This window comes from Phenylobacterium sp. (genome assembly GCF_036501465.1).
Taxonomy (GTDB): Bacteria; Pseudomonadota; Alphaproteobacteria; order Caulobacterales; family Caulobacteraceae; genus Phenylobacterium.
Genome location: NZ_DASYAF010000186.1, coordinates 20,292 through 36,962 on the forward strand (window position 1 = coordinate 20,292; position 16,671 = coordinate 36,962).

Consider the following 16,671-nt stretch of genomic DNA (forward strand, 5'->3'; position numbering starts at 1 on the left):
CCGCAATGGCCTATAAGCTGGCGGACATGGCCGCTCGCCCCCTTTCCACCTCAGTCCGTCTCCTCGCCGCCGCCGCGCTGTGCGCGCTCTCCGCCGCCGCCTGCGCGCCCGCCCTGGGCCCGCCGCCGCCCGGGCGCCTGCCGTCGGCCCCGCCGCCGCCCCCGCCGCCGGCCGACGACGCCTTCCGCGCCAGCGACTTCGCCTGGTCGCAGGTCCCGGGCAAGAACACGCTCTCCGGCGTCCTGGCTCACCCGCCGGGCGCCGCGCGCTACACCTGCGCGGGCCTGACCGTGGTCGCGACCCCGGAGACGCCGTGGTCGCGTCGCCGGATGATGGTGCTCTACAAGTCCGACCAGCGCGCGGCCCTGCCGGTCGACGATGTGCGCAGCCGCCAGAACATGGCCCCGCCCGGCGATTCCGACCCCTATGTGAAGCGCGCCAAGTGCGACGCCGCCAACCACTTCGTCTTCCCCGGCCTGCCGGACGGCGCCTGGTACCTGGTGACGCTCGCCAAGCCCGCCGCCGGCCAGAGCGGCCCGAACCTGGCGATGATGCGCCGGGTGGTCACCAAGGGCGGCAAGGTCACCCCGTTCGAGCTCTAGGGACCAGCGTCGCCCTAGGAACCCCATCCGTCTCCACGCGCTTTCCCCGCCCCGAGGGATGTCTCGAAAGGAGATGGAGATGCGTAAGCTCATCCTGACGAGCGCCGCCGCCGCGATCGGTGGCCTGACCCTGGCGGCCACCACCGCCGTCGCCCAGCCCTATCCCTATGACGAGCCGGGCTACTACGCGCACCATGACTACAACTCTGGCTACGACCGCTATCTGGACGATGGCTACGCCGCCCCGCGCGGCGAGGTGCCGGTCGACCGGTTCGGCCCCGACCCGAACGGGATGATCGCCCGCGACGGCCACGTCATTAAGTGCAAGCTGCGCGACCGCTTCGACGACTATCTCGACCACTATGTGACGCGCAGGGTCTGCGACTGACGCATGAGCGAGCCTTCTCCCCTTGCGGGAGAAGGTGGCTTGCCAAGCAAGTCGGATGAGGGGTCGCCCGGCGGCCCCTCTTCCTTAGGCGGAGGGCGTGGTCAGTGAACCTTGGCCCGGCCGATCACCAGGCCGTCCTGGTCGGCCGTGACGTCGATCACCGCCCCGTCCTCGAACTCGCCGGCCAGCAGCTTGCGCGCGATCGGATCGACCAGGTCCTTCTGGATCACCCGCTTCAGCGGCCGCGCGCCATAGACCGGATCGTAGCCCTTGTCGGCCAGCCAGTGGGTGGCCGCCGCGTCGAGCGCGATGGTCATGCGCCGGTCGGCGAGCAGCTTGTCGACCCGCAGAAGCTGGATTTTGACGATGTCGTCCATCTCCGCGCGGCCCAGCCGCTTGAACAGGATGGTCTCGTCGATCCGGTTCAGGAACTCTGGCCGGAAGTGGCGGCGGACGACGTCCATCACCGAGGCGCGCGCTTCCTCCACGTCCTGGTCGTCGCCCAGGGTGGCCAGGAACTCCGAGCCCAGGTTGGAGGTCATGACGATGATCACGTTGCGGAAGTCCACGGTGCGGCCCTGGCCGTCGGTCAGCCGGCCGTCGTCCAGCACCTGCAGCAGCACGTTGAACACGTCCGGGTGGGCCTTCTCGACCTCGTCGAACAGCACCACCTGATAGGGCCGGCGGCGCACAGATTCGGTCAGCGCCCCGCCCTCGTCGTAGCCGACATAGCCGGGCGGCGCCCCGATCATCCGGCTGACCGAGTGCTTTTCCATATATTCGCTCATGTCGAGGCGGGTGATCGCCTGCTCGTCGGCGAACATGAATTCGGCTAGCGCCTTGGTGAGCTCGGTCTTGCCGACCCCGGTGGGGCCCAGGAACAGGAAGGAGCCGATCGGCCGGTTGGGATCGTGCAGGCCGGCGCGGGCCCGGCGCACGGCGTCGGAGACGGCTTCCAGCGCCTCCTCCTGGCCGACCACGCGGGCGCGCAGCGCGTCTTCCATCGCAAGAAGCTTCTCGCGCTCGCCTTCGAGCATCTTCTCGACCGGCACCCCGGTCCAGCGGGAGACCACCGCGGCGATCTGCTCGGCGTCGACCACCTCGGGTGAGACGGCGTCGGCGTCGGCCTTGGACTCCTCTTCGGCGAGGCGCTTCTCGAGCGTCGGGATCTCGCCGTAGGCGATCTCCGAAGCGCGCTGCAGCTGGCCGTTTCGCTGGGCGTTCCCCAGCTCGGCGCGCAGCCGCTCCAGCGCCTCGCGCAGCTGGGCGGACGAGGAGACCTTCTCCTTCTCGGTGCGCCAGCGGGCGGTCATTTCGGCGGACTGGCCTTCCAGGTCGTCGAGTTCGTCCTCAAGCTTCTCCAGCCGCGCCTTGGAGGCCGCGTCGGTCTCCTTGGTCAGCGCCTCGCGCTCGATCTTCAACTGCACGATGCGCCGGTCGATCTCGTCCAGCTCCTCGGGCTTCGAATCCACCGCCATGCGCACCCGGCTGCCCGCCTCGTCCATCAGGTCGATGGCCTTGTCCGGCAGGAAGCGGTCGGCGATGTAGCGGTTGGAGAGGTTGGCCGCGGCGACGATGGCGCCGTCGGTGATCCGCACCCCGTGGTGCAGCTCGTACTTCTCCTTCAGGCCGCGCAGGATGGAGACGGTGTCCTCCACCGTGGGCTCGCTGACGAACACCGGCTGGAAGCGGCGCGCCAGGGCGGCGTCCTTCTCCACATGCTTGCGGTACTCGTCCAGCGTGGTGGCGCCCACGCAGTGCAGTTCGCCGCGGGCCAGCGCCGGCTTCAGCAGGTTGGAGGCGTCCATGGCGCCGTCGGTCTTCCCGGCGCCCACCAGGGTGTGCATCTCGTCGATGAACAGGATGATCGAGCCCTCGGCGGCGGTGACCTCGCCGAGCACGGCCTTCAGCCGCTCCTCGAACTCGCCGCGGTATTTCGCGCCGGCGATCAGGGCGCCCATGTCGAGCGCCATCAGCTGCTTGTCCTTCAGGCTCTCGGGCACGTCGCCGTTGACGATGCGCAGCGCCAGGCCCTCGACGATGGCGGTCTTGCCGACGCCGGGCTCGCCGATCAGCACGGGGTTGTTCTTGGTGCGGCGGGAGAGCACCTGGATCGTGCGGCGGATCTCCTCGTCGCGGCCGATCACCGGGTCCAGCTTGCCGTCGCGGGCCGCCTGGGTGAGATCGCGGGCGTAGCGCTTCAGGGCGTCGTAGCCCTCCTCGGCCGAGGCGCTATCGGCGGTCTTGCCCTTGCGCAGCGCGACCGCGGCCTCTTCCAGGCCCTTGGGGGTCGCGCCGGCGTCCTTCAGCGCGCGCGCCGCCTCGCCGCCATCCTTGGCGATGGCGATCAGCAGGCGCTCGGTGGTGACGAAGGCGTCGCCCGCGTCCTTGGCGCCCAGCTCGGCGCCGGCGAACACCCGGGCCGTTTCGGGCTTCATGTAGAGCTGGCCGGAGCCGCCCTCCACCTTCGGGACCTTGGAAAGCAGCTGGTCTGTGGCCTTGTCGGCCTCGTCGGGCCGCCCGCCGGCGCTCTGGATCAGCGCGCGGGAAAGGCCGTCCTTCTCCTCCAGCAGCACCTTCAGCAGATGTTCGGGCGCAAGCTGCTGGTGGCCGCGCGCGAGCGCCAGGCTCTGCGCCGACTGGATCGCCTGCTTGGCGCGGTCGGAATAGACGTCGATATTCATCAGGTCCCCTTGGTAGGCGGATTAGCCCAAGGAAGCCTTCAACAAGCACAACCCCGGGCCATCCCGATGTAGTGTGGCGCATCGGCCACACAACCCTCATCCGCTCATCCCGGCGAAAGCCGGGACCCAAGCTGAGGCTCAGAACGTGGCTAGGCCCGGCGCCACCCTCGGACGCGGCATTGGTCCCGGCTTTCGCCGAGAACACGAAGTTAGTTCAGCTGGCCCTTCTTCACCGACCCCGACGGCCTGTTCTTCGGCCGCCCGCGCTAGGCCGTCAGAACGCGGCAACGAAGTGTGTCCCGGTGTGGGTGGGAAAAAAGTCGACGTGGATCGCCGTCTGCTGGCCGCAGCTGAAGAACGTCCACGTCTCACGCCACTGGCGCGCGTCCCGGCCGGCCGGGACATCCGCGTTCACCGGCTCGCCGTAGCCGTCGAAATGGGTGTCGATGACGTGCAGGGCGCCGCATCCGGCCGGCGTCTTTCCCGCGACAAGGGCTCTTGCGCTGACCAGGGCGTCGCGCTGCAGGGCGATGTCCGCGTGCGTGTCGCCAGGCAGCAGCATGCCGACCAGCGGCGGCGCACCCGGGCGGAACATCGTCAGGATATTGAGGGCGCCGGAGGTCGCGCACCCATCGATCTTGATGTTCTCCTTGAAGACACCCCCGGTCAGGCTTCCGTCGCTGGCGAACGTCGGGGGCGTGTAGATGTTGACCGACACCGACCGCGTCGTCGCCGCCTGGCATGACGGCACGTCCGCGAGGTACGGCCGGACCGAGGCGGCGATCTCCGCCCGATGCGCCGGCGTCCTGATGAAGGCCTGCAGCTCGGGCGGGAGCTGCGCCGAGGCGCTGGAGGCCGCCACGGCTAGCGCGGCGACGCCGCAGCAGAGCAGATCGAGGCGCAAACCGGGGCTCCAATGGCATGGGGACGCGTGTGTGGCCCCGCATTCTTGCCACCTATCCGGCATTTTTGCGGTGGCATTGCCGGCAGGCCGAAGAGCCCCGCGGGTTTCAAATATGCGTGGTCGCCAGCCAGTCGCCGGACGCCCCGCGGACCTGTCCGCAGTTGCAGCCGCTACAAAGCTTTATCGGGAAAGTTTCATCCGTTGAGCGCGGCCTTCCCCGTCGTCTGCGCGACAGGGGAGGAGCGGCTAGTCCGGCGGATTGTTCTTCTCCACGAAGGCCATGGCCGCCTGCAGCATGGCCAGCCGGGTCGCGCCGTTGGTGAGCCAGTGGTCGGTGGAGTCGAGCGTGACCAGCTCCACCGGCTTGCCGGCCGCCTTGAGCGCGTCGGCCATGATCCGGCTCTGCTCCAGCGGCACCACGGTGTCGTCCTTGCCGTGGATCAGCATGACCGGGATCGCCACCCGGTCGATGTGGGCGGCGGGCGAGACCTCGGCCAGGGTCGGGTCCTTGCTGCTCTCCGCCCCCAGGAAGCGCAGGAAATAGCGCTGGCTGGCGAAGCCGTTGTTGTGGCCGACCCAGGCGTTGAACTTCTTGAGGTCCGAAATGCCGCCGTAGGAGACGGCGCAGCGGTAGACGCCGGTGTCCAGCGCCGCGCCGGCCAGGGCCGCATAGCCGCCGTAGCTGGCGCCCACGATGCAGACCCGCTTGGGATCGATGGTCCCGTCCGCCGCCAGGTAGCGCACCCCGTCGGAGAGGTCGGTCTGCATCTTGCGGCCCCATTCGCCGAAGCCGGCCTTCAGGAAGTCCCAGCCGTAGCCGTCCGAGCCGCGGAAATTGACCTGCAGCACCGCATAGCCGCGAGACGCCATCGCCTGCGCCCACCAGTCGAAGCCCAGGGTGTCGCGATCGGCGGGCCCGCCGTGCGGGAAGACCACCAGCGGCAGGCCCTTGGCCGGCTTGCCCTTCGGCGTGGTGAGATAGCCGTGCAGCTCCAGCCCGTCCTTGGCCTTGAAGCGGATCGCCTTGACCGGCGAGATGTCCTGCGGCGCGACCTTCTCGTATTCGCCGCCCAGCCAGTGGGCGTCGCGGTTGTCGAGATTGACCAGGGCGTAGGCCGCGCCTTCGGACGCGGAATCCACCCGCACCACCATCTTGCGGTGGTCGTCGGACCAGGACACCAGCTGCACCTGCTGACCGGGATAGGCGGCCTTCACGGCGTCCCACAGCTTCTGGTCGGCGGCGTCGAAGAAGGTGTAGCGGCCTTCGTCGCCGATCAGGGCGTAGTAGCCGATCAGGTTGTGGCGGGCCGGATCGAAGATCGGGCCGTCGGCGTCCTGTAGCACCAGGGGATCGCCCCAGGCGCCGTCGGAGGACACCTCGCGCAGGGCCGCGGCCCCATCCTTCAGCTCACGCATCAGGATGCTGCGCCCGTCGCGGCCAAGGCCCAGCATCTGGGGCGGATCGTCGCTCACCAGTTCCTTCGTCTCGCGCCAGCCGCCGCCGATCTTCTGCTTCAGGCCCCACTTCCCCCGGCGGTCGTCGAAGACGACCTGGGCGAGCGCGGCCCCGTCGGAGCCGACCACCCAGTCGCGTGTGCCCTCGGACCCCTCCTCGACCGGCCGGGCGATGTCCCTGTCCAGGTTCACGCGATAGAGGGTATCGACGCCCTGGTGCTGGACGAAATGGATGCCCTGCAGGAAGACCACGGGCTTGCCATCCAGGGTGCGGACCAGCGGCCGGTCGACGATCACATTGAGCGAGTTCTCCACGTCGGCCAGCAGGCCGTGCAGCTTGTGGGTCGTCAGGTTGAGGTCGAACGCCACGTGCCATTCGCCGCGCGGCGCATCGACCCCCATGATGGTGGTGGTCTGCGAGGCGGTGATGATCAGGTGATCGGCGCCCGCCCACTGGATGTTGCGGACCTTGGCCGGGCCCAGGTCGACGCCGCCCATGGGCTTGAGGTCGGCGACCGTCTCCAGGATCAGCCGGCGCTGGGCGCCGTCGGTCCAGACCACGCCCAGCCGCGCGCCGTCCGGTGAAATCGCCACCTGCTCGATGCTCGGCAGCCGCCCGAACGCCTCAAGCGGCGCGGCGCGCGCCGAAAGGCCGACCGCCGCCGCGGCGACAGCCAGGATCAAGCCCAACCTGAACATGCGCGACACTCCCCCTCAGCGGAAAGTTGTCGAGCCTCGCCCTGGAAGGCAAGAGCCTTGCGGGCGCGCGCCGCGCGTCAGTTGAGCGCGGCCTTCTTCGCTTTCGGATCCGGCGGCAAGGGCGCGATCGGGACGCCGTCCTCCACCAGCTCGCGCACCTCGGCGGAGGTGGCCTGGCCATAGATGCCGCGGTCCTCCGCCCGGCCCTCGTGGATGGCGCGGGCCTCCCGCGCGAAGGCGTCTCCGACGTCGTCGAAGGTCTCTTCCACGTGCCGACGCACCGCGGACATCGCCTGCATCATCATCTCGTGGTTCTGGGCCGGCGAGTTGTTCTGGCTGCGGCGCTTCGTTCCCGCCACCGCCGGGGCCATGATCGCCTTGCGCACCGCCTTGGAGCCGCACATCGGGCAGTCCAGCAGCCCGCGCGCCTGCTGGTCGTCGAAGTCGCCCGAGGCGCCGAACCAGCCCTCGAACTCGTGGTCGTGCTCGCAGAGGAGGGCATAGCGGATCATGCGAGGGCCGCGGGCGCAGTGAAGGACCTGGCGTTGACCAGGTTCGGGATGGCGGCGCGCGCCTTGGCGGCGGCGGCCAGGTCCAGGTCCGCGATCAGCACGCCCGGCTCGTCATGATCCAGATGGGCTATGACCTCGCCCCAGGGCGCGACGGCCAGGGAATGGCCCCAGGTGCCGCGGCCGTCCTCGTGCTTGCCGCCCTGGGCCGGCGCCAGCACGAAGGCCCCGGTCTCGATGGCGCGGGCGCGCATCAGCACCTCCCAATGCGCCGCCCCGGTGGGCCGGGTGAAGGCGGCGGGGATGGTCATCACCTCCGCGCCGGCCAGCGCCAGCGCCCGGTAGAGGGCCGGGAAGCGCAGGTCGTAGCAGACGCTCATGCCGAGCTTGAGGTCGCCGGCGCGGGCGGTGACCGCCGCGGCGCCCGGCTCATAGGTCGCCGACTCCCGGGCCGTCTCGCCGGTCGGCAGGTCGACGTCAAACATGTGCAGCTTGTCGTAGGTGGCCGTGATCGCGCCGTCGGGCGCGATCAGCGCCGAGCGGTTGGCGGCCTTGCCGTCCTGCCGCCTCACCAGGGCCGAGCCCACCAGGATCCAGACGCCGAGGTCCCTGGCCGCCGCGCGCAGGCCGGCGACCACCACGTCGTCCTCCAGGCCGACCAGCAACGGCAGCAGGGCCTCGCGGTCCTTCTGCAGGATGTTGGTCCCCTCGGGCGTGGCGATGAAACCGGCGCCCTGCGCGGCCGCCTCGCGCACCAGCGGCAGCACATGGGCCAGGGCCGCGGCCTGGGTGGCGGGCGTCCGGGTCTGGATCAGGCCGACTTTCATGGGGTCAGCATATAGCCGTCCCTCCCCATCTAGGGGAGGGTGTCAGGCCGCCTGCTGCAGCAGCGGGTCCAGCTTGCCCTCGCGCTCCAGGGCCATCATGTCGTCGCAGCCGCCGATGTGCCGCTCGCCGACGAAGATCTGCGGGAAGGTGGCGCGGCCGCCGGCGCGCTGGATCATCTCCGCGCGCTTGGCCGGATCGAAGCCGGCCTCGATCTCGGTGAAGTCCACGCCCTTGCGCTCCAACAGCTCCACCGCGCGGATGCAGTAGGAGCAATAGGGCCGGGTGTAGATGGTGACGTGCAGCTTGGCTTCGGGGGTCATGGCGGCGGGGACAGCACTCGGATTCGATCGCAACAAACCTAGTCGTCGCAGGATGTTCATATAGCGAGTCTGGACATCTCTTTAACCCGGGCGACCACTGCGACATCCACCCGCACGGCGCCGGCGGCCTTCAGCGCCCGCGCGCAGCCCTCGGCCGTGGCCCCGGTGGTCATCACGTCGTCGATCAGCAGGATGCGCCGGCCGGCCACCCGTCCCGCGCGGCGGGCGGGAACCTCGAAGGCGCCGGCCACATTGCGCCGCCGGCCCGTCCCGGACTTGCCGCCCTGGGTTTCCGTGGCGCGGCGGCGGACCAGCGCGTCGGGCAGGTAGGCAAGGCCGGTCATGGCCGCCAGCGGCCGCGCGATCTCGGCGGCCTGGTTGTAGCGGCGCGAGAGCAGGCGCGCGGGGTGCAGCGGCACGGGCGCTATGGCGTCGGCCCCTTCGATCAGCGGGCGCGCGGCGCGCGACAGCCAGCGGGCGAACAGCGGCGCGAGGTCGGTGCGGTCGGCGTGCTTCAGCTTCAGGATCGGCTCGCGGCTGGTCTCGTCATAGAGGCAGGCGGCGCGGGCGGCGTCGAAGGCGGGCGGCCGGCCCAGGCAGGCCGCGCAGCGCGAGCCGATCTCGAACTCGAACGGGACCCCGCAGCCGTCGCACACCGGCCCGTCCAGGAAGTGGATGCGGCTCCAGGCGGCCGCCGACAGCCCGCCGGCCAGCGCCGCCCCGCCGTCGATGGCCTGCGGCGGGAAAATCAGGTCGAGCGCGCCGCGTGTCAGGGCCCGCACGCGCGGTCCGGGTTTCAAACGCTGAAGGAAGACGCCATCTTCCGCCCGCAATGTCGGCTCCCCCTCGCCTCTTCGACCGCGCCCTGCACCGCCGGCGCCTCGACCGCGCCGCCGCCGGCTTCGCCGGCGCCGACTTCCTGCAGCGCCGCGCCGCCCTCGACCTGGTGGAGCGCCTGGAGGCGATCATGCGGGACTTCCCGGTGGCCGTCGACCTCTCCGCGCGCCGGGGCGCCTTCCGCGAGGCCCTGGCCGGCAGCGACGCCGCCGCGCGCGTGGGCCTGCTGATCGAGGCCGAGCTGTCGCCGGCGATGCTGGCGGGCCGCGCGGGCCCGCGCCTGGTGGCCGACGAGGAGCGCCTGCCCTTCGCGCCGGCCAGCCTGGACCTGGCGGTCGGCGCCTTCGGCCTGCACTGGACCAACGACGTGGTGGGCGCGCTGATCCAGGTCCGCCGGGCGCTGAAGCCGGACGGCCTGCTGCTCGCCGCCTTCCTCGGCGGCTCGACGCTCACCGAACTGCGCCAGGCGCTGACCCAGGCGGAGGACGAGCTCTGGGGCGGCGCCGGCAGCCGCGTCTCGCCCTTCGCCGACAGCCGCGACGCCGCGGGCCTGCTGCAGCGCGCCGGCTTCGCCCTGCCGGTGGCCGACGTGGACCGGGTGAGCGTCCGCTACGACCACCCGCTGAAGCTGTTCGCCGACCTGCGCCAGATGGGCGAGACCAATGTGCTGGCCGAGCGCCATCCCCGCGCGCTGACCCGCGCCCTGATCGCCCGCGCCGGCGAGATCTACGCCGAACGGTTCGCCGGGCCGGACGGGCGCATCCCCGCCACCTTCGAGATCGTCACCCTGACCGGCTGGGCGCCGCACGAAAGCCAGCCCCGGCCGCTGAAGCCCGGCTCGGCGAAGATGCGCCTGGCCGACGCCCTGGGCACGATCGAGCATCCGCTGCCTCGAAACTGAAGGGGTGAGGCGACGGACCGCAGGCCTACGGTTGAGCTCGCTAACACCGCGGTAAGCGAACCTCGCGACAACTGGCCACGGCGGCGCCACGAACGGCTTCGGCCACGGTGGCGCCTGAGGGGGACGCCTGCTTGCGGGGGTCTAAGATGACGAACCGATTGAAGACGCCGGTCCTGACTGGTCTTGCAGCGCCGCTGGCCCTGATCCTGGCGAGTTGCGCGAGCCAGCCTGCGCCACGCCACGTGGCGACGCGCGCGCCGATCGCCCGCGCCGCGCCCACGCCGGCGCCGATGGCGTCCGCGGCCCCGGCCGCCGCCGAGCGCAGCCTGGCCGCTGAGGCCGCCGCCTTCGAAAGCTTCATGCGCCACGCCCGCGGCATCGATCCGGCCTTCGCCGGCCCGAGCGAGGTCAGCCAGGCGCTGCAGACCGCCGCCGCCCACGAGCCGCACGAGTTCGAGGCCGGCATGGTCGCCTATGCGGCGCTGGCCGCCTTGCAGGAGCCGCGCTTCGTGGCCGCCCTGAATGCCGAAAAGGGCCGCGCCGAGCGCGACCGCGGCGAGCTTTCCCGCCGCCTGGTCGCCGACCCGCAGGCCGTGCTCGCCATCCCCGCCGCCGACGCCGCCGCCGCGCGGGCGGCCGGCGCGCTCTACGCCCAGGGCTCGGGCCTCGCCACCGATGGCGAGAAGGTCAAGCACGCCGCCTACACCCTCCAGAAGCAGGCCTGGTCCAAGACCACGGCGCCCGACCACGCCGGCGAGCTGGCGCAGGTCAAGCGCATCTCCCAGGCCGCCTATCGGCCCGGCCGCGAGGACGACGAGGCGCTCAGGGCCGCCCTGGCGCTCGGCCCGCGGCGGCCGGGCGCGCCCAGCCCGGCGGTGACCCGCGGCGTGGCGCTGGCGGCGCTCTCGGTGCTGGGCGAGGAAGCCCGCGGCCGCAGCCTGATGAGCGAGCCGCGCACCGGCTCGTGCCTGCACATGGCCAAGCTCAACCTCTACCAGTGCCTGGCCAGCGCCGGGCCGCGCTACGAGGACGTCTACTGCCTGGGCCAGCACGCCATGATCGACACCGGCCAGTGCGTGGTCGAGGCGACCCGCGCCCCGCGCCAGGTCGCCAGCCGCTGAGGAACGCCCGCCGCGCGCCGCCCGTTAGCTAGGCCTCACAAGAGGAGGCACACGATGGGTCAGCAAACGCCGAGCGGCCAAGGCAAGGACAGCAAGGACCTTCACCCCGGCATGATGGGTGACGGCACCGAGGAGCAGAACCTGAACCAGAAGGGCGATCCGTCCGCCCGGATCACCGAGGGTGAGGTGAAGGACGCCTTCGAGGACGCCGGTAAGGACGGGGGCGGCAAGTCCAAGCATTAGGACCCGTCCACGCCATGCGCCCGGCGTGCTAAGCGGGGCGCATGGCGATCTCCTTCGAAGCCGCCGCCGCGGCGCACCAGGCGGGCGACCTGGAGACCGCCGAGCGGGGCTACCGGGCGTTCCCGAACGCGCGAAACGCCATCTACAACCTGGCGCGGATCTACCGCGATACGGACCGGCTGGCCGAGGCGGAGGCCGCCTTCCGCCGCCTCCTGAAGCACGACGCGGACTTCGCGCTGGCCCGGCGCGGCCTGGCCATGACCCTGCTCGCGCAGCGCCGCGAGATGGAAGCGTGGCCCTACTACGAAGCGCGCCGCGAGATTCTGGGCCTGAAGCCGCCGCCGCTCGATATCCCCGAGTGGCAGGGCGAGCCCATGGCCGGCAAGACCCTGCTGGTGCTGGGCGAACAGGGACTGGGCGACCAGCTGATGTTCGCCCGCTTCGCCGCGATCCTGCGCGACCAGGGCGTGCGCGTGGTGATGGCTGGCGACCCGCGCCTGCGGCCGCTGTTCGACGCCGCCGGCTTCGTGGTCCCGCCACAGCCTTCGGCCGACGCCTGGGCCCACGCCTGCTCGCTTCCGCTGCGGATGGGGCTGGAGGGCGTCGCGGGCGAGCGGGCGGCCTATCTGCGCGGACTGGGCGGCCCGGGCGGCGGCGGCGTGGGAGTCATGGCGCGCGGCAACCCCGAACAGCACAATGACCAGAACCGCTCGATGGACGCCGCCTCGGCGCAGGCGCTCACGGCGCTCGGCCGCGACCTTTCGCCGGAGGCCACGGGCGCGAAGGACATGGCCGAGACCGCCGGGATCATCGCCGGCCTCGACCTGGTGGTCAGCGTCTGCACCTCGGTCGCCCACCTGGCGCTGGCCATGGGCAAGCCCTGCTGGCTGCTGGGCGCGCGCACCGGCCTGGACTGGCGCTGGAACGACGGGCTGCGCAGCGACTGGTATCCGGCCGTGCGCATCTTCCGCCAGGACCGGCCGCGCGAGTGGGGCCCGGTGCTCGAACGGGTCCGCGCGGAACTCGCGGCCCACGGCCTGGCCTAGCCTGATGACTCAATCATCTTTCAACCGTCAGGGCCGGGGCGGCGGCGGGCCTTTGAGCTTGTCGCGCGGCGCCTTGGCGACGTCCTCGATGAAGCCCGCGTAGAAGGCCGCCGCCCGCTCCAACCCCGGGACCGAGATGGTCGACGGCGTGTCGCCGGAGGAGTGGTAGTAGACCTCGCTGGAGATCAGCTGGGCGGAGGTGACGCCCGCGCGGATGTAGGCCCCCAGGTCGCCCGGCGCGCTGGGCGTCGGCTCATAGCTGGTCACCACGCCATATTGCTTCGAGGCCTTGCCCATCAGCGCCCAGACGAAGGGGGTCGCGTTCACCGCGCCCGCCTGTTTGGTGGTCTCGGTGGTGTTGGCGGTCCAGACGCCCGAGCCGTAGCCGCCGGGCGCGGGTTGACCCGTCGGCCCCGGCGCGCCGCCGCCGGGATCGGTACGCGCGGCCTGGGTGACGTTGATCTGCGCCAGGTGCTCCAGGTTCATCACCAGCACGGTGTTCGCGATGATCTCCGGGTGGGCCTTGATGAAGGCCGCCGCGCCGATGGCCGTGTGGTGGCCGCCGGAGACCATGAACACCAGGGTCCGGGCCGGCTTCTCCTTCCGGTGGGCGAAGTAATCCGCGAGCCCCAGGAACACCGCCAGGCCGTCGGCGTTGTCGTCGGCGCCGTCGAACCAGGCGTCGGCGTGGGCGTTGACGATCACCACCTCCTTGGACTTGCCGGGGATGGTCGCCACCCCGTTCCAGGCGGTGAGGCCCGTCCGCTCCTCCGCCTTCAGCGACAGCTTCATCCTGACCGGCTTGCCGGCTTTCGCGGCGCGGCCGATCACGCTTTCCAGGAAGGCGCCGTCGTCGCCGCCCACCAGGAAGCAGGGGATGGCGTCGCAGCCATAGCGGTTGTCGTAGAACAGCAGGTTGCCGGGGCTCTCGACGGCGTTGATCACCCCCACCGCGCCGAGCCGCTCCAGCGCGCGCGCCACGCCCTTCTCGCGGGCGGCGAACAGGCTGTCGTCGGGCACGACGTTGACCACCGCCACCTTGCCGCGCACGTCGATGTTGGCGAGTTCGGCGGGCGAGCCGCGGCCCACGAACACCAGCGGCCCCTCGGCGGTCGCGGGCTTCACGGTGCGGTTGCGGATCGGCATGGCCGAGGCCAGCACCACGTCGGGGCTGCCCTCGCTGGTGACCCGCGCCTCGAAGCTGACCGGCAGCCACAGCGGCGCCTCGGATGGGTAGGGCTCGGCGTGGGCGTCCTTCAGGCCGGACGCCTTCAGCTTGCCCACCGACCAGTCGACCACCGCCTTCTCCGCCGGCAGGCCGCTGATCCGCCCATAGAGCAGGTCGCCCGCCCGCTTGCGCTCCAGCGAGAAGTCCACGATGCGGCGCACGTCGGCCATCATCGCCTCGCCCTTGAGCGATCCCCGCGCGTCGTCCTTCGGCCGCACGTGGGCCGGCGCGGGCCCATAGGCCCCCGGCCCGGTGCGGAAGGTGGGCTTGTCCGGCGCGCTCACCGGCCCCGGCGTCGGCACGCCGAACCAGGGCGCATTGGACGGGGATTGGGCGGACGCCGGGCCGCCGATCAAGGCCAACGCCGCTATCGCCGCCAGAAGTCCCCGATGTCCCATGCGCCCTGCCCTCCCTTTGTAGACAGCCCAGCCTATCGGATCGCCCCCAGCTGTCATCCCGGTTTCGCCACAGGCGAAGACCGGGACCCACGGACTCCGCGTTGCGCAGAGGATCGCGGCGACGGCGCCCCATTCCCTCGGTTCGAGTTGCCTGGGTTCGGGCCACTGAATCAGAAGCCCTCCTCCTCGATGGAGAGGGGAGCGCCAAGATACCAGGACTGGGAATGTCGATCGGCCCTAGGTTGAAAACTCAATCAATACGTTGATTTTCTTATATAACGTCATGGCCGGGCTTGTCCCGGCCACCCATACGCCCCGACGGGGCCAGATGAAGAGCAGCGTCGATGCAGCGGTCTCGCTTGCGAACGGCGGTGTCTATGGGTGGCCGGGACAAGCCCGGCCATGACGGTTGAAGAATGATTGAGTCATCAACCTAAGCGCTATTCCCCGATCAGGTGCAGCACGACCTCGCGCCGGTGCGGCCGCGCGCGATGCTCGAACAGATAGATCCCCTGCCAGGTCCCCAGCGCCAGGCGCCGTTCCATCACCGGCACGGACAGGCTGACGCCGGTCAGCGCCGCGCGCAGGTGCGCCGGCATGTCGTCCGGCCCCTCGTCCTGGTGGCGATAGCCGGGGCTTTCCGGCGCCAGCTTCGCGGCCCAGTCCTCCAGGTCGCGGGCCACGTCGGGGTCGGCGTTCTCCTGTATCAGCAGGGAGGCGGAGGTGTGGCGGCAGAAGAGGGTGATGAGGCCCGTGCGGATGTCCTGGCCCGCGACCCAGGCGGCGACCTCGCCGGTGATCTCGTGCAGGCCGGGCCGCTCGGTCCGCACGCCCAGCGCATGGACCGCCTGGTGCATCAGATGAGGTCGCGCAGCCAGGCCACCAGCGGCGCGTCGGCGGGCGGCATCGGATAGTCGCCGAGCTTGCCGGGCTTGGCCCAGGCCAGAGCCTTGTGCTCCTTGGCGACGATCTGGCCGGACCAGCGGCGGCAGAGGTAGAGCGGCATCAAGAGGTGAAAGCTCTCGTATTCGTGGCTCGCGAAGACGAAGGGCGCGAGGCAGGCCTGGGTCACCGAAATACCCAGCTCCTCGGAAAGTTCGCGGATCAGGCAGGTCTCCGGCGTCTCGCCCGCCTCGACCTTGCCGCCCGGGAATTCCCACAGGCCCGCCAGCTGCTTGCCCTCCGGCCGCTGGCAGATCAGCACCCGCCCGTCGGCGTCGATCAGGGCCGCCGCGGCGACCAGCAGCAGGGGTTTGGCGCTCATGCTTCTCCATGCCGGAGCGGGGACCTACCAGCAAGCCGCTGATCCGAAGGCCCCGGGGGTCCTGCGACCGTCCCGGTCCTCCCGTTTCGAACGCTGGCACAACCAAGCTAGAGCGTTGCGACCTGGGTGAGAGTGCGCGCAGGATCGGGGGAATGGTCAAGAAGCCCTCCAAGACACTCCTCACCGGCGAGTCGATGCAGACCATTGGCTTGGCAGCTCTCGCATTCACCTGCGAGGCCTTCATGCTGATCGGTGGAGCTTTCATTGCACTCGGGTTTATGCTTGCCATTTTATGTTGTTTGGTAGTAATATGGATACACTATAGTGAAATAAATTCGTCAATTAAAGCAAATAAATTTTCTAATATCTTAGCTTTACCGCTCTTGACGGTAGTCATTGTATTTATGTTTGGAATATCCCTATTATACAAAGACGAAATACTTTTCATGACAGATCAAAGAGGATCTAACATATCTATTATAAAAATAGAGCCATGGTTTCCCGATAGTGGTGCGGCTGGATTTAACTATACATTTAGAAATGTAGGTAAATCCGCCGCCACAAATATGCACAAAATGGGAGTCGTATTTTATAGAGAACAACTAGCGTCTAATGAGCTACTAGATAGATATTTCTTTGGATTGCAGGCCAGTCTGTCTACCGAAAGAGAGGGCGGTCAGGATGAAATCCCGCCACGCGGGCGGGAGTTGCAATACAGCCTTCCAAACGAACACGACCCGATACAAGATCACATACTAAGGGAATATTGGCGGTCACAGTCAAGAGAAATGGGAGTGATATACACCCTTTCAGTCTATAAATTTAGAGATGAACGAATGTCTAATGGCGAATGGAAGGTAGTTGAACTATGTCATTACTGGTATGCGAACTTGGCACATCCGTGTGGATCACACAATCGGGAATTTCTTCTAAAGAATTAATCATTATACGCATCGATGGTACGCCATAGCGACTAGACATTGGATCAAAGCCCCGGTGATCCGCCCCGGCTGATTTTATTGCGTAGGTTGCGCTCCAATGCGCGAAAATCCTTGACTCTGGGCTCGATCTATGTTCTCGTTTTGTTCATGTCGGATGCAGTGGCCAAGCGCGAGAGAGCCGAGCAGATCCTGGGCGAGCTCGCGGAGCTCGGCCTGATGCTGGCCCGTGATCTTGCGGTGCAGGCCCGTGCGGCCGAGACGCCGGAAGAACGGGCGGTCCTCACCGAAGCCTTCCACAAGACC

General features: G+C 69.4%; 18 protein-coding genes. 8 read left to right on the forward strand and 10 right to left on the reverse strand.

The genetic code is table 11. The annotated features are described in order from the left end of the window. Positions 1-26: 26 nt before the first annotated feature. Together VGL85_RS22020 and VGL85_RS22025 are read left to right on the forward strand one after the other, a co-directional pair. Complete coding sequence (locus tag VGL85_RS22020) at positions 27-602, forward strand: hypothetical protein (RefSeq protein WP_331591196.1); 576 nt, start codon at positions 27-29, stop codon at positions 600-602. 79 nt (positions 603-681) lie between these two features. After that, a complete protein-coding gene (locus VGL85_RS22025) occupies positions 682-990 on the forward strand; it encodes a hypothetical protein (RefSeq protein ID WP_331591197.1) in 309 nt (102 codons plus the stop codon). A 101-nt stretch (positions 991-1,091) separates the two neighbouring features. Here VGL85_RS22025 and clpB read toward each other — a convergent pair whose 3' ends face one another. From clpB to VGL85_RS22060, 7 genes are all read right to left on the reverse strand, one after another. Next, positions 1,092-3,674 (reverse strand): ATP-dependent chaperone ClpB, encoded by a 2,583-nt coding sequence (gene clpB / locus VGL85_RS22030; RefSeq protein ID WP_331591198.1) that lies wholly within the window; start codon positions 3,672-3,674, stop codon positions 1,092-1,094. Between the two features lie 274 nt (positions 3,675-3,948). Beyond that, complete coding sequence (locus tag VGL85_RS22035) at positions 3,949-4,578, reverse strand: hypothetical protein (protein WP_331591199.1); 630 nt, start codon at positions 4,576-4,578, stop codon at positions 3,949-3,951. A 246-nt stretch (positions 4,579-4,824) separates the two neighbouring features. Beyond that, positions 4,825-6,732 (reverse strand): alpha/beta hydrolase family protein, encoded by a 1,908-nt coding sequence (locus VGL85_RS22040; protein ID WP_331591200.1) that lies wholly within the window; start codon positions 6,730-6,732, stop codon positions 4,825-4,827. Between the two features lie 77 nt (positions 6,733-6,809). Further along, a complete protein-coding gene (locus VGL85_RS22045; RefSeq protein ID WP_331591201.1) occupies positions 6,810-7,244 on the reverse strand; it encodes a DUF1178 family protein in 435 nt (144 codons plus the stop codon). Then, positions 7,241-8,068: a carbon-nitrogen hydrolase family protein gene (locus VGL85_RS22050; protein WP_331591202.1), complete on the reverse strand. Its 828-nt coding sequence runs from the start codon at positions 8,066-8,068 to the stop codon at positions 7,241-7,243. Before VGL85_RS22050 ends, VGL85_RS22045 begins: the two co-directional genes overlap by 4 nt. 42 nt (positions 8,069-8,110) lie before the next feature. Next, entirely contained in the window at positions 8,111-8,389 is a 279-nt protein-coding gene (gene grxC / locus VGL85_RS22055; protein WP_331591203.1) for a glutaredoxin 3, read from the reverse strand. A gap of 56 nt (positions 8,390-8,445) precedes the next feature. After that, positions 8,446-9,222 carry a ComF family protein gene (locus tag VGL85_RS22060; protein ID WP_414695329.1) on the reverse strand — a complete coding sequence of 259 codons (777 nt, stop codon included), beginning with the start codon at positions 9,220-9,222 and terminating at the stop codon, positions 8,446-8,448. Here VGL85_RS22060 and VGL85_RS22065 point away from each other — a divergent pair. From VGL85_RS22065 to VGL85_RS22080, 4 genes are all read left to right on the forward strand, one after another. Next, on the forward strand, positions 9,222-10,127 hold the full coding sequence (locus tag VGL85_RS22065) for a methyltransferase domain-containing protein (protein WP_331591205.1): 906 nt from the start codon (positions 9,222-9,224) through the stop codon (positions 10,125-10,127). The genes VGL85_RS22060 and VGL85_RS22065 overlap by 1 nt on opposite strands. 146 nt (positions 10,128-10,273) lie before the next feature. Continuing rightward, positions 10,274-11,248, forward strand: coding sequence for a hypothetical protein (locus VGL85_RS22070; RefSeq protein ID WP_331591206.1), 975 nt, complete (start codon positions 10,274-10,276; stop codon positions 11,246-11,248). 54 nt (positions 11,249-11,302) lie between these two features. After that, the gene (locus tag VGL85_RS22075; protein ID WP_331591207.1) at positions 11,303-11,491 is read left to right on the forward strand and encodes a hypothetical protein; all 189 of its coding nucleotides are present in this window, start codon (positions 11,303-11,305) and stop codon (positions 11,489-11,491) included. A 41-nt stretch (positions 11,492-11,532) separates the two neighbouring features. Further along, the gene (locus tag VGL85_RS22080) at positions 11,533-12,537 is read left to right on the forward strand and encodes a hypothetical protein (protein ID WP_331591208.1); all 1,005 of its coding nucleotides are present in this window, start codon (positions 11,533-11,535) and stop codon (positions 12,535-12,537) included. A 27-nt stretch (positions 12,538-12,564) separates the two neighbouring features. Here the strand turns inward: VGL85_RS22080 and VGL85_RS22085 are convergent, their stop codons facing one another. From VGL85_RS22085 to mutT, 3 genes are all read right to left on the reverse strand, one after another. Next, the gene (locus VGL85_RS22085) at positions 12,565-14,163 is read right to left on the reverse strand and encodes a M28 family peptidase (RefSeq protein ID WP_331591209.1); all 1,599 of its coding nucleotides are present in this window, start codon (positions 14,161-14,163) and stop codon (positions 12,565-12,567) included. A gap of 440 nt (positions 14,164-14,603) precedes the next feature. Then, on the reverse strand, positions 14,604-15,020 hold the full coding sequence (locus VGL85_RS22090) for a secondary thiamine-phosphate synthase enzyme YjbQ (protein WP_331591210.1): 417 nt from the start codon (positions 15,018-15,020) through the stop codon (positions 14,604-14,606). Then, positions 15,020-15,427: an 8-oxo-dGTP diphosphatase MutT gene (mutT, locus tag VGL85_RS22095; protein WP_331591211.1), complete on the reverse strand. Its 408-nt coding sequence runs from the start codon at positions 15,425-15,427 to the stop codon at positions 15,020-15,022. Before mutT ends, VGL85_RS22090 begins: the two co-directional genes overlap by 1 nt. Positions 15,428-15,579: 152 nt before the next feature. Here mutT and VGL85_RS22100 point away from each other — a divergent pair, with 152 nt between their 5' ends. Beyond that, entirely contained in the window at positions 15,580-16,368 is a 789-nt protein-coding gene (locus tag VGL85_RS22100) for a hypothetical protein (RefSeq protein ID WP_331591213.1), read from the forward strand. A gap of 111 nt (positions 16,369-16,479) precedes the next feature. Beyond that, positions 16,480-16,671 (forward strand): hypothetical protein (locus VGL85_RS22105; protein ID WP_331591214.1); only part of this gene is annotated, 192 nt, incomplete at its 3' end.